General features: G+C 60.3%; 11 protein-coding genes. 6 read left to right on the forward strand and 5 right to left on the reverse strand.

Annotation, left to right across the window (positions count from 1 at the left end; translation table 11 throughout):
- Positions 1 to 30: 30 nt before the first annotated feature.
- The 3 genes from SWE17_RS00730 to SWE17_RS00740 are packed head-to-tail and all read left to right on the forward strand — an operon-like array spanning position 31 to position 2,254.
- Positions 31 to 1,227, forward strand: coding sequence for a PLP-dependent aminotransferase family protein (locus SWE17_RS00730; protein WP_322991221.1), 1,197 nt, complete (start codon positions 31 to 33; stop codon positions 1,225 to 1,227).
- A gap of 3 nt (positions 1,228 to 1,230) precedes the next feature.
- Entirely contained in the window at positions 1,231 to 2,034 is an 804-nt protein-coding gene (locus tag SWE17_RS00735) for an alpha/beta hydrolase (RefSeq protein ID WP_322991222.1), read from the forward strand.
- Positions 2,035 to 2,044: 10 nt separating this feature from the next.
- Positions 2,045 to 2,254, forward strand: a complete 210-nt coding sequence (locus SWE17_RS00740) for a DUF3820 family protein (RefSeq protein WP_322991223.1) — start codon at positions 2,045 to 2,047, stop codon at positions 2,252 to 2,254.
- 131 nt (positions 2,255 to 2,385) lie between these two features.
- Here the strand turns inward: SWE17_RS00740 and serB are convergent, their stop codons facing one another.
- Both serB and mfd read right to left on the reverse strand, forming a co-directional pair.
- Entirely contained in the window at positions 2,386 to 3,102 is a 717-nt protein-coding gene (serB, locus tag SWE17_RS00745) for a phosphoserine phosphatase SerB (RefSeq protein ID WP_322991224.1), read from the reverse strand.
- Between the two features lie 32 nt (positions 3,103 to 3,134).
- Positions 3,135 to 6,629, reverse strand: coding sequence for a transcription-repair coupling factor (gene mfd, locus SWE17_RS00750; RefSeq protein ID WP_322991225.1), 3,495 nt, complete (start codon positions 6,627 to 6,629; stop codon positions 3,135 to 3,137).
- Positions 6,630 to 6,800: 171 nt separating this feature from the next.
- Here mfd and ispD point away from each other — a divergent pair, with 171 nt between their 5' ends.
- Both ispD and ispF read left to right on the forward strand, forming a co-directional pair.
- Positions 6,801 to 7,526, forward strand: a complete 726-nt coding sequence (ispD, locus tag SWE17_RS00755; RefSeq protein WP_322991226.1) for a 2-C-methyl-D-erythritol 4-phosphate cytidylyltransferase — start codon at positions 6,801 to 6,803, stop codon at positions 7,524 to 7,526.
- Positions 7,523 to 8,017: a 2-C-methyl-D-erythritol 2,4-cyclodiphosphate synthase gene (gene ispF, locus SWE17_RS00760; protein WP_322991227.1), complete on the forward strand. Its 495-nt coding sequence runs from the start codon at positions 7,523 to 7,525 to the stop codon at positions 8,015 to 8,017. The genes ispD and ispF overlap by 4 nt, the downstream gene beginning before the upstream one ends.
- Here the strand turns inward: ispF and SWE17_RS00765 are convergent.
- The 3 genes from SWE17_RS00765 to SWE17_RS00775 form a co-directional block, all read right to left on the reverse strand.
- On the reverse strand, positions 7,995 to 9,275 hold the full coding sequence (locus SWE17_RS00765; protein WP_416234941.1) for an ATP-binding protein: 1,281 nt from the start codon (positions 9,273 to 9,275) through the stop codon (positions 7,995 to 7,997). The two genes, ispF and SWE17_RS00765, sit on opposite strands and share 23 nt — an antisense overlap.
- Positions 9,276 to 9,373: 98 nt before the next feature.
- Complete coding sequence (gene ompR / locus SWE17_RS00770; RefSeq protein WP_322991229.1) at positions 9,374 to 10,105, reverse strand: two-component system response regulator OmpR; 732 nt, start codon at positions 10,103 to 10,105, stop codon at positions 9,374 to 9,376.
- Positions 10,106 to 10,113: 8 nt separating this feature from the next.
- Positions 10,114 to 10,884: a 3-hydroxybutyrate dehydrogenase gene (locus SWE17_RS00775; RefSeq protein ID WP_322991230.1), complete on the reverse strand. Its 771-nt coding sequence runs from the start codon at positions 10,882 to 10,884 to the stop codon at positions 10,114 to 10,116.
- Positions 10,885 to 11,156: 272 nt separating this feature from the next.
- Between SWE17_RS00775 and SWE17_RS00780 the strand changes: the two genes are divergently transcribed.
- Complete coding sequence (locus tag SWE17_RS00780; protein ID WP_322991231.1) at positions 11,157 to 11,924, forward strand: alpha/beta hydrolase; 768 nt, start codon at positions 11,157 to 11,159, stop codon at positions 11,922 to 11,924.
- Positions 11,925 to 11,944: the final 20 nt, after the last annotated feature.

Here is an 11,944-nt window from a genome sequence, read left to right on the forward strand (position 1 = left end):
GACGACCAAGACAACCCGGGAAGATACACCATGCCTTTGCAATTTGCCGACCGCCTGAACAACGTCGAAACCTCCGCCATCCGCGAGCTTTTCAAGCTTTTGGGCAAGCCCGGGATCATCAGTTTCGCGGGCGGTTTCCCCGACAGCGCGATGTTTGACGTGGACGGCATCCGCGAAGCCAGCAATGCCGCCTTGAACCAAGACCCCGGCGCGGCCCTGCAGTACGGCGCGACCGAAGGCTTTGGCCCGCTGCGCGAGCAACTGGCCCACTTCATGGCGCAAAAGGGTGCCAAAGAGGTGTCCGCAGACCAGCTGATCGTGACCACCGGCAGCCAGCAGGGGTTGGATTTGATCGGCAAAACCATGATCAGCCCCGGCGACAAGGTGATCGTGGAAGGCCCGACCTTTTTAGCCACCATCCAGTGCTTCCGTTTGTATGGGGCTGAACTCATCAGCGCCCCGGTGGACGGCCACGGCGTCAAAACCGACGAGCTGGAAAAACTGATCGCCGAGCACAAGCCCAAGTTTGTTTATTTGATCCCCACCTTTGGCAACCCGAGTGGTGCCTTGCTGAGCGCCGAGCGCCGTAAAAAGGTGCTGGAGATGGCGGTCAAGCACCAGACCCTGATTGTCGAAGACGATCCTTATGGCGATTTGTATTTTGGCGAAGCGCCACCACCCAGCTTGCTGGCCTTGAGCAGCACGGTGCCCGGCAGCCGCGAGTTGCTGGTGCATTGCGGGTCGCTGTCCAAAGTGCTGTCGCCCGGACTGCGTGTGGGCTGGATGATCGCCCCAGCCGAATTGCTGGCCCGCGCCACCATGTGCAAGCAGTTCAGCGATGCGCACACCAGCACCTTTGCCCAAGCCACGGCCGCGCAGTACCTGTTGGCTGGCCGGATGCCAGCCACTCTGGACAAAGTGCGTGCTGTGTATGCCAAGCGCGCCCAAACCATGGGCGACGCGTTGCGCCGCGAATTGGGCGATGCGGTCGAATTTGTGCAGCCCCAAGGCGGTTTGTTTGTGTGGGCGCGTCTGACAGGCGCTGGCGACAAGGTGAATGACGGCAATGCGTACGCCAAACGCGCCATCGAGCAGGGCGTGGCCTTTGTGCCGGGCACGCCGTTCTTCTGCGCCAACCCCGACCACGCCACTTTCCGCTTGAGTTTTGCTACGGTGGGCGAAGACAAGATTCTTGAAGGCGTCTCGCGTTTGGCCAAGGCGCTTTGAGCCATGGCTGCGGGAACCGAACTGTGCATCACTGTCAACGGCACTGACGTTTGGCTGCAAGGGCAGGGTGACGAGGTCATTCTCATGCTGCACGGCTGGCCGGATACCCGTGCCCTGTGGGACGGCACCGTGGCTGCCCTGCAGGACCGCGCCACCTGTGCGCGCTTGACGCTGCCGGGCTTTGAGTCAGGCCCCTCGGCAACAAGTCTCCACGACATGTGCCAACTGCTGCTCCAGATCGTGGACCGAATCAGCCCGGACAAACCCGTGACCCTGATGCTGCACGACTGGGGCTGCATTTTTGGCTATCAATTCGCCATGCGCCACGCCGAGCGGGTGGCCCGCGTGGTGGCGGTGGACGTGGGCGACCACAACTCGGGTACCTTGTTGCGCAGCTGGGGCGTCAAGGAAAAGCTGTCGGTGATGGGCTATCAGGTCTGGCTGGCCTTGGCCTGGAAAATCGGCGGCAGCCTGGGCACCCGCATGACCCGCGCCATGGCCCGCTGGCTGCGCTGCCCCACAGACCCGGCCACCATCACCTACAAGATGAACTACCCCTACGCCATGCAGTGGTTCGGCTCGGCGGGCGGCTTCCAGAGCGCGGCGCAAATTCAGCTGCCCATGCCGCTGCTGTTTGTTTATGGCGAGCGCAAACCTTTCATGTTCCATTCGGCCAAATGGCTGGAAAAAGTCGCCACCACGCCCGGCAGTGCGGTGAAAGGCTTGCCTTGTGGACATTGGGTCATGATCTCGCGGCCCGAGGCGTTGCATGCCCGCGTGCGTGAATGGCTCTGGGGCGGGGTGTGAGGGCTAGGCCATGAAGCCCGAAGACCTGACGAAGCTGGTCACCATGCCCATGCCCTTTGGCAAGCACAAGGGCATGCTGATTGCCGACTTGCCCGGCGATTACCTCAACTGGTTTGCGCGTGAAGGATTCCCCAAGGGCGAAATCGGGCAACTCCTTCAACTCATGCAAGAAATCGACCACAACGGGCTGAGCGATCTACTCAAACCTCTGCGCCGCTGAGGCCTTTTGTAGGAGCGGCGCCCTCGCCGCGAAAGACTGTTCGCAGACCACAAGCCATTGCCCCGAGGGCGGGGCTCCCACAAACCTGTAGGAGCGAGGTCCCCGTCGCGATAAAGCCTCGGCAGAAACGCTCAGGCCTGAACGACTTCCAACAGCCGGTCCAGCCCGCCTTCATTGATCGCGACCATGGCCTGCTCGCGCACCTTAGGCTTAGCGTGATACGCCACTGACAAACCTGCCACGCCCATCATGGGCAGGTCATTGGCACCGTCCCCGACGGCGATGCATTGTTGCGGCTCGATGCCCATCAACGAGGCCATTTCCAGCACCGTTCTGCGCTTCTCGGCTCCGTCGCAAATGTCGCCCCAGCTTTGCATGACCAGGTTGCCTGTGAGTTCACCGTTCACCACCTCCAGCCGGTTGGAACGGGCGAAGTCGATGTTCAAGCGCTCTTTCACGCGGTCAGCAAAAAAGGTAAATCCACCAGACACCAGCAGCACCTTCATGCCCACCTTTTGGCAAGCGGCGATCAACTCGGCTGCGCCGGGATTGATTTTCAGGCGCTCGGTGTATACGCGCTCCATGTCGGCCAGCGTCACGCCCTTGAGCAAGGCCAAACGGCGGCGCAGGCTTTCCTTGAAGTCTGTGATCTCGCCGCGCATGGCCGCTTCGGTGATGGCCGCCACCTCGGCCTTGCGGCCCACGGCGTCGGCAATCTCGTCGATGCACTCGATGCTGATGAGCGTGGAGTCCATGTCAAACGCGATCAGCTTGAACTGGGACAAAGACAGGGGGGCGATGAAGCCTTGGATGGCAAGGCCGGGGGCGAATTCGGTAACAGTGGTCATGATTCAGGATTATCGAAGATCGTGGAATGGACTCAAGCGGTGGTCGTTTCTGATTTGGGTTGACCCAAACTCCGCAGAACATCCCGCACCATCTGCGCCCGCGCTTTGGGGTCGGGCAGTTCGCGCTCGATGCGGATTTTGTCGTTGCCCGCCAGCTTGATGTGTTTGTTCTTCTGGATCAGGCCAATGATGGCCATAGGGTCCACGGGCGGGTTGGGTTTGAAGGTGATTTGGATCACGCCCGGGGCGGCGTCGACCTTGATGACGCCATAAGGCTGGGTCAGCACGCGCAGGCGGTGAACATCGACCAGCGTTTGCGCTTGCGGGGGCAGTTTGCCAAAGCGGTCCACCAGCTCTTCGAGCAGGGCGTCGATCTGGTCGCTGGTTTTGGCGGTGGCCAGCTTTTTGTAAAAACTCAGGCGCAGGTGCACATCGCCACAGTAGTCGTTGGGCAGCAGGGCGGGGGCGTGCAGGTTGATGTCGGTCGTGACCGACAGGGGGCTGAGCAAATCGGGTTCTTTGCCCAACTTCAAGCAGCGCACCGCCTCGGACAGCATTTCGTTGTAGAGCTGAAAGCCCACTTCGAGCATGTTGCCGCTCTGGTTTTCGCCCAGCACTTCGCCAGCACCACGGATCTCCAGGTCGTGCATGGCCAAATAAAAGCCGCTGCCCAGTTCTTCCATTTGCTGGATTGCGTCCAGCCGCTGGGCCGCCTGTTTGGTCAGGCCTTCGATCTCAGGGACCATCAAATAGGCATAGGCTTGGTGGTGCGATCGGCCCACTCGCCCGCGCAGTTGGTGCAGCTGGGCCAGGCCGAATTTGTCGGCGCGAGAGATCACGATGGTGTTGGCCGTGGGCACGTCGATGCCGGTCTCGATGATGGTCGAGCACAGCAAGATGTTGTAGCGCTGGGCCACAAAGTCGCGCATCACGCGCTCCAGCTCGCGCTCGGGCATTTGGCCGTGGGCCACGGCGATGCGGGCTTCGGGCAGGATTTCTTCGAGCTTTTGCTTGCGGTTCTCGATGGTCTCGACCTCGTTGTGCAAAAAGTAGCACTGGCCGCCGCGCTTGAGCTCGCGCAGCACCGCCTCGCGGATCACGCCCGTGCCTTCGTTGCGCACAAAGGTCTTGATGGCCAAACGGCGTTGCGGCGCAGTCGCAATCACGCTCAAATCGCGCAGGCCCTCCAAAGCCATGCCCATGGTGCGGGGGATGGGGGTGGCGGTGAGTGTGAGCACGTCGACCTCGGCCCGCAGGCCTTTCATGGCCTCTTTGTGGCGCACACCAAAGCGGTGTTCTTCGTCGATGATGAGCAGGCCCAGGTCGTGGAATTTGGTGGATTCGCTCAGCAGCTTGTGCGTGCCGACCACGATGTCCACTGTGCCGTCGGCAATGCCCTTGAGGGCGGCGGTGACTTCTTTGCCAGAACGAAAGCGCGAGACTTCGGCCACCTTGACGGGCCATTTGGCAAAGCGGTCTTTCAGGGTTTGGTAATGCTGCTCGGCCAGCAGCGTGGTGGGGGCCAGAATGGCCACTTGCTTGCCCCCCGTGACGGCCACAAAAGCAGCCCGCAGCGCGACCTCGGTCTTGCCAAAGCCCACGTCGCCACAGACCAAGCGGTCCATAGGGCGGGGGCTGATCATGTCTTGAATCACGCAGTGGATGGCGGCCTTTTGGTCGGCGGTTTCCTCGAAGCCAAAGTCGTTGGCAAAGGTTTCGTAGTCTTGTGGGCTGTAGCGGAAAGGGTGGCCCTCGCGGGCGGCGCGGCGGGCGTAGATGTTGAGCAACTCGGCTGCGGCGTCGCGCACCTGCTCGGCTGCGCGGCGTTTGGCCTTTTCCCATTGGCCTGAGCCCAGCTTGTGCAGGGGCGCTTCGTCTGCGCTCACGCCGGTGTAGCGGCCAATCAGCTGCAGCTGGCTCACCGGCACATAGAGCGTGGCCTTGTCTGCGTATTCCAGGTGCAAAAACTCTTGCAGGGCGGGCGTGCCGTCTTCGTTTTTCTGACCCATGTCCATGTTGACCAGACCCCGGTAGCGGCCAATGCCGTGGGCACTGTGCACCACCGGGTCGCCAACGTTCAGCTCGCTCAGGTCTTTGATCAGCGCTTCAACGTCGCTGACCTGTTCCTGCTTCTTGCGGCGGCGTGTGACTGCCCCAGCCGCGAAGAGTTCAGTCTCGGTGACCAGGTCGATGTTGTGCTCGAACCAATGGAAGCCGCTGACCAGTGCAGCGGTGGCCATGCCGACTTTTTCGTCGCTGGTCAAAAAGTCTTGCAGGCTGTCGAACACAGGCGGCGTGAGGCCACTGGAGCGCACGAAGTCGAGCAGGCTTTCGCGGCGGCCATCGCTCTCGGCCAGGATCAGCACGCGGCTGGTGCTGCTGCGGATGTGCGCTTGCAATCGTGACAGCGGGTCTTCTGCGCCGCGCACCACCGTCAGCTCGGGCAGGGGTTGGGCCAGCGTGTTGTCGGGCACATCGCTGGTGCCTGCGCGCAGGGCCAGTTGCGCGTGGCCGTTGGTCAGGGTGTAGAACTGCTCGGCGCTCAAAAACAGCGATTCGGGCGGCAGCACCGGCCGCTCGGGGTCGCCCTGCACAAGGCGGTAGCGGTCGCGGGTGTCCTGCCAAAAGCGCTGGAAGGCGGGTTCCAGATCGCCGTGCAGCACCACGGTGGCGGCATCGGCCTGTCCAGCCCCCAGGTAGTCAAACACCGTGGCGGTTTCTTCAAAAAAGAGCGGCAGGTAGTACTCGATGCCCGCCGTGGCCACGCCGTTGCCCATGTCTTTGTAAATGCGGCTCTTGGTCGGGTCGCCTTCAAGCAGTTCGCGCCAACGGCTCCGGAACCGCGCACGGGCCGCCTCGTCCATCGGAAACTCGCGCCCGGGCAGTAGGCGAACCTCGGGCACGGGGTAGAGGCTGCGCTGGCTGTCGGGGTCGAAGGTTCGAATGCTGTCGATTTCGTCGTCGAACAGGTCCACCCGGTAAGGCACCAAAGAGCCCATGGGGAACAGGTCGATCAAGCCGCCTCGCACCGCGTATTCGCCGGGGCTGACCACCTGGCTGACGTGCGAGTAACCCGCCAGGGTGAGCTGGGCCTTGAGCTGGGCTTCGTCGAGCTTTTGCTTGACCTTGAACTCGAAGGTGTAGCCCGCCAAAAAGGATGGTGGGGCGAGACGGTACAGCGCGGTGGTGGCGGGTACCAGCACCACATCGGCGCTTTCGGCATGGTTGCGCTGCTTGATGCGCCAGAGCGTGGCCAGGCGCTCCGAGATCAAGTCCTGGTGCGGCGAGAAGGTGTCGTAGGGCAGGGTTTCCCAGTCGGGGAACATCACGCAGCGCAGATCGGGTGCAAAAAACACCAACTCGTCCATCAGGCGCTGGGCGTCGGCTGCGTCGCTGGTGACGATGGCAGTGAGCTTGCCTGCTTTTTTCTCGCGCTCAGCCAGTTGGGCCAGCAGCACGGCATCGGCCGATCCGGCCGGACGGGGCAGGGTGAAACGTTTGCCGGAAATCAGGCTGGGCAGTTGCATGGTGGCGTTGGGCAATGGCGGTGAAAAAAGCAAAACACCCCCCGCCGACATGGAGGGGGGTGGAAAAGTTTGCAGACACTGCATTGTAGAAGTGGTGCCCAAGAGCCCCCACTTTGGCCATGGCCATGGGGCGCCGTTCAGGCGCAGAGCGACCTCCTACAATCTGAAGCCATGTCTTTGACTTCTGCCCATCCCCGTTTTCACGCCCTGATCCCTTGCGCGGGCACTGGCAGCCGTGCGGGCACCCCCATGCCCAAGCAGTACCAGACCGTGGCCGGGCAGCCGATGGTCATGCACACCGTGCAGGCCTTGGCGCAGGTGCAGCAAATCGCGCAGGGCTGGCTGGTGTTGTCACCCGATGATGATTTTGTCTGGCCGAACGGCGCTCTTTGGCCTGAGCGCTTTGCCAGGCTGAACTGCGGCGGAGCCACCCGGGCAGAAAGCGTTTTCAACGGGCTGAGCGCCATGTTGGCCACTGGTGTGCCCGCCCAAGACTGGGTGTTGGTGCACGACGCAGCTCGTTGTCTGGTCACGCCCGAGGCGGTCACCTTGCTGATTGAGACATGTCAGGATGACCCGGTCGGCGGTTTGCTGGCTTTGCCGCTGCCAGACACGCTCAAGACACAGACACAGGGTGATGTGCCCCGCGTGGAGACCACCGTGCCGCGTGAAGGCAAATGGTTGGCGCAGACCCCGCAGATGTTTCGTGTGGGTCCGCTGCACCAAGCGCTTGCGCAGGTGGCAGCCTCCGGGTTTGCGGGCATCACCGACGAAGCCAGCGCCATGGAGCGGCTAGGTTTGTCGCCCCGTTTGGTGCCAGGCTCGGCCATGAATCTGAAAGTCACTTACCCGGCAGACTTTGCGTTTGCCGAGGCTGTATTAAAGGCAAAACCATGAATATCCGCATCGGTGAAGGCTGGGATGTGCACGCTCTGGTGCCCGGACGGCAGCTGATTTTGGGTGGGGTCGAAATTCCCCACACCGCTGGCCTTTTGGGGCATTCCGACGCCGATGTCTTGTTGCACGCCATCACCGATGCGGTGTTGGGGGCGGCGGGCTTGGGCGACATTGGGCGGCATTTTCCCGACACGGATGCGAAGTTCAAGGGTGCCGATTCCTCAGTCTTACTGGCCGAAGCCATGCGCCGCGTGCGTGCGCAAGGCTGGGAACTGGTGAATGTGGACAGCACCATCGTGGCCCAAGCGCCGAAATTGGCGCCTCACATGGCGGCCATCAACGCTGGCGTGGCCAAGGCGCTGGGTGTGAAAGCGGATCAGGTGAATGTAAAAGCCAAGACAGCTGAAAAACTGGGCCCCGTGGGCATGGGGCAGAGCATGGAAGCGCGGGCTGTGGTCTTGCTGGTGTTCAATTCGGCTCAGCCTGCCTGAACTTCATCAGAGCCATCAAGCCCCCCGCGCTGTTGTTGAACACGGAAAACGTGCCCCCCATGCGCTGAACCGAGCGCTCCACAATGGCCAGGCCCAGACCGGAACCTGTGGCCGAAGTTCTGGCAACATCCCCCCTGAAAAATGGTTGCGTGAGATTTTTCAGAGCTTCAGGGGATACGCCCGGGCCTTGGTCGCGCACGCGCAGCAACACCCAGCCTTCGTGCACCCTGGCCACGATTTCGACGCGAGTGATGCCATCGCTCGGACTTTGACCGTAGCGGCGGGCGTTTTCCAACAGGTTGGACAACACCCTCGAAAGTTCCACTGGCTCGGCATGCACTTGCAGGTCTTCTGCCACATCGACACTGATATCAAAGCGCGGGTTGTTTCGCCAAGGCGCAATGCTTCTGCTGATCACGCCAGAGAGCAAGACTGGATCTAATTCGGTGGGTTCAGGCCTGGCGTAGTCGAGGAATTTGTCGATGATGGCGTCGAGCTGCGCGATGTCGGCGGCCATCAAATCGCGGGTTTCAAGATCTGCCACGCTCAATTCGGTTTCTAGGCGCAAGCGAGCCAGTGGCGTGCGAAGGTCATGCGAGATGCCAGCCAGCATCAATGCCCGCTCTTGTTCGATTTTGGCCAAGCGCTCAGCCATCCGGTTAAAACCAATGTTGACTTCACGGATTTCAGAAGTGGCGGCGTCTTCGTCCAGGGTCGATGTGCTGAAGTGCCCCTCGCGCACTTGGCTGGCGGCAAAAGACAATCGTTTCAGGGGCCGGTTGATGAGGCCCGCCATCAAGGCAGCACCTCCCAAAGACAGCGCCAAAGTCAGACCTAGCCAAGTCAGCCATGCAGAGCCGCCCAGTGGCCGCAGCCGAGCAGGGTCCATTTGCAACCAGTAACTGTCACGCTCGATTTTGAAACCAATCCAAAGACCGGGTTCCCCATTCACCTCGGACGCAATCAGCGTATCGGGGCCCAAGCGCTTGACCATTTCATCCACCAATTGGCGTTCTAGGCCTGATGCGCCAAACTGAACAAATTGGTCATTGGGCTCGCGCGTCTGGATGCCAACATCTTCCTCGTCTGCCAACATTTTCAAAAGAGACACACGGGCAATGGCGTCGGTGTGAATGAGGGCGGTGCGGGTCAAATTGACCACCGTGGCGATTTGGTGGGCATTGCGCAAGACGCGCGGCTCGTACTCTTGTGTGCGGAACATTTGCAGCCAAGCCAAGCTGCTGCACAAAATCAACAAGACCAACAGAAAGAAGGTTCGCCAAAAAAGACTCAGTTTGACCCTGCGGGGCGCCCGGTCAAAAGCGTCACCCTCAGATGGTGGGGCTTGAATTGGCGTCACGCTTGACCGTCAGGCACGAACACATAGCCGACACCCCAGACAGTCTGGATGATTTTGGGTGAAGCGGGATCGAGCTCAATCATCTTGCGCAGTCGAGAAATCTGGACGTCCAGACTGCGGTCAAAGGGCTCGAACTCACGCCCCCGAGCCAATTGGGCCAGTTTGTCGCGAGTCAGGGGCTGCTTGGGGTGGCGCGCCAGTGCTTTGAGCATGGCGAATTCGCCGCTGGTCAAGGGCATGTCTTCGCCGTTTTTGGTCAGCGAACGGATACCCAAATCCAGTGAAAAAGCCCCAAAGACGATCACTTCGTGGTCAGCAGAGGAGGGGGCGCTGGGGGACTCGCTTTGGGGTCTGCGGCGCAAAACCGCATGGATTCGGGCCAACAACTCACGCGGGTTGAATGGCTTGCCCAGATAGTCATCTGCCCCGATTTCAAGGCCGTTGATGCGGTCCACATCCTCCACTTTGGCCGTCAGCATGATGACCGGAGTTTTGATTCCTGCAGTGCGTAAACGGCGGCAAATGCTCAAACCGTCTTCGCCCGGCAGCATCAAGTCGAGCACCACCAAGTCGATGGTTTCCCGTTGCAAGATCCGGTCGAGGGCGCGACCATCTTCGGCCAACAAGACGTCAAAACCCTCTTGCGACAAATAACGGCGCAACAAGTCACGGATGCGGGCGTCGTCATCGACGATGACGATTTTGTCCAAGCGAGAAGAAGTGCTCATGGCCAGACTTATTGGGCAGTCCAGCCGCCGTCCATGTTCCAGGCGACGCCGCGCACGTTGTTGCCTGCTGCAGAGCAAAAGAATACGGCCAGCTCGCCCAGTTCTTCGGGCGTGGTGAATTGCATGGAGGGCTCTTTTTCTTGCAGCAGTTGTTTTTTGGCTTCTTCATTGGACAAGCCCATGGCCACCGCTTTGGCATCCACTTGTTTTTGCACCAAGGGGGTCAGCACCCAACCCGGGCAAATCGCGTTGCAGGTCACGCCCGTGGTGGCGTTTTCTAAGGCCGTGACTTTTGTCAAACCCACCACACCATGTTTGGCTGCGACATAGGCCGACTTTTCAGCAGAACCCACCAAGCCGTGGATAGAGGCCACGTTGATGATGCGGCCCCAATTGGCAGCTTTCATGGCGGGCAAGGCCAAGCGTGTGGCGTGGAAGGCGCTTGAGAGGTTGATGGCGATGATGGCGTCCCAGCGCTCAATGGGGAAATCCTCGATCTTGGCCACATGCTGAATGCCAGCGTTGTTCACCAGAATGTCCACGCGACCAAATGTGTCGGCTGCGAATTTCATCATCGCTTCAATTTCAGAGGCTTTGCTCATGTCAGCGCCGTGGTACGCAACTTTGACACCCAGCGCAGCGATTTCAGCCTTGGGGCCTTCGGCATCGCCAAAGCCATTCAGAACAATGTTGGCGCCTTGTTTGGCCAAAGCCTTGGCGATGCCCAGACCGATGCCGCTGGTGGAACCTGTGACCAACGCTGTTTTACCTTGCAACATGAAGATGACTCCGAAAGATGAATTAGGATGTTCAAAAGTCCATTATGGCGCTGTCATCGCCCTGTTTTTGACGCCCAGCTCCGAGATTGTTTCTGATTGTCATGACCACTTACCCGCCACTTCAAAGTTCTCAGCCTCAACATGAGTGGGTTGATTGCCCGCATCCTGAAGGCCAGCACCGCATGGCCTATGTTCATTGGGGTCAGCCAGATGCGCAAAGAGTGGTGGTTTGTGCGCACGGGCTGACCAGGCAGGGCCGTGATTTCGACCTTTTGGCCCAAGCGCTGGTCGCGAAAAGCGCAGAGCCTTTGCAAGTCATTTGCCCCGATGTGGCGGGACGAGGCCGCAGTCAGTGGCTTGACAACCCGGCGCTCTACCAAATTCCGCAATATGCATCAGACATGTTGGCCATGCTCAGCCAAGTGCAAGCCAAATTAGGGGGTGCAAGCATGCAAAGCCTCGACTGGGTTGGCACCAGCATGGGCGGTCTGATTGGCATGGTTTTGGCGGGTCAGCCCGGTTTGCCTTTGCCTGTCGGTATTCACCGCCTGGTGCTGAACGATGTGGGTCCGGCCATCACTTGGTCATCGGTTGAGCGGATGAAGACCTATGTGGGTCAATACGGACAGTACCGCGACCTGGATGAGGTGGCCAAGTCGTTGTGGTCGCTGTCCCAAGGCTTTGGACCCGTGTTGCCCGAAGTCTGGCGCGAGATGTCTTCACACATGACCCGTACCGGCAACGATGGCGCTTTGACCTTGCATTACGACCCCGCCATTGGCACACCCCTGAGGGCCATGACGCCTGACATGGCAGTGGCAGGTGAGGCCGCTTTGTGGGCTTTGTATGACCAAATCACGGCCCAAACCCTGCTTATTAGGGGACAAGACTCCGATTTGTTGACCCCAGAGACGGCCATGGAGATGACGCAGCGTGGCCCTCTTGCCAAACTTGAAACTTGGCCCGGCTTTGGACATGCACCCACTTTGACCGGGAATGACCAAATTCAGAAGATTGTCTCTTTCCTGTTGGGCGATTGAGGCCATGGTCAGTCCCACCA

Origin of the sequence: Limnohabitans sp. (genome assembly GCF_034680285.1) — a bacterium.
GTDB lineage: Bacteria > Pseudomonadota > Gammaproteobacteria > Burkholderiales > Burkholderiaceae_C > Limnohabitans_A.

Bases quoted from the DNA above. Each gene is read 5' to 3' on its own strand.
- SWE17_RS00730 (WP_322991221.1), top strand. From the start codon at position 31: ATGCCTTTGCAATTTGCCGACCGCCTGAACAACGTCGAAACCTCCGCC.
- SWE17_RS00735 (WP_322991222.1), top strand. From the start codon at position 1,231: ATGGCTGCGGGAACCGAACTGTGCATCACTGTCAACGGCACTGACGTT.
- SWE17_RS00775 (WP_322991230.1), bottom strand. From the start codon at position 10,884: ATGTTGCAAGGTAAAACAGCGTTGGTCACAGGTTCCACCAGCGGCATC.
- serB (WP_322991224.1), bottom strand. From the start codon at position 3,102: ATGACCACTGTTACCGAATTCGCCCCCGGCCTTGCCATCCAAGGCTTC.
- ispD (WP_322991226.1), top strand. From the start codon at position 6,801: ATGTCTTTGACTTCTGCCCATCCCCGTTTTCACGCCCTGATCCCTTGC.
- SWE17_RS00740 (WP_322991223.1), top strand. From the start codon at position 2,045: ATGAAGCCCGAAGACCTGACGAAGCTGGTCACCATGCCCATGCCCTTT.
- ompR (WP_322991229.1), bottom strand. From the start codon at position 10,105: ATGAGCACTTCTTCTCGCTTGGACAAAATCGTCATCGTCGATGACGAC.
- ispF (WP_322991227.1), top strand. From the start codon at position 7,523: ATGAATATCCGCATCGGTGAAGGCTGGGATGTGCACGCTCTGGTGCCC.
- mfd (WP_322991225.1), bottom strand. From the start codon at position 6,629: ATGCAACTGCCCAGCCTGATTTCCGGCAAACGTTTCACCCTGCCCCGT.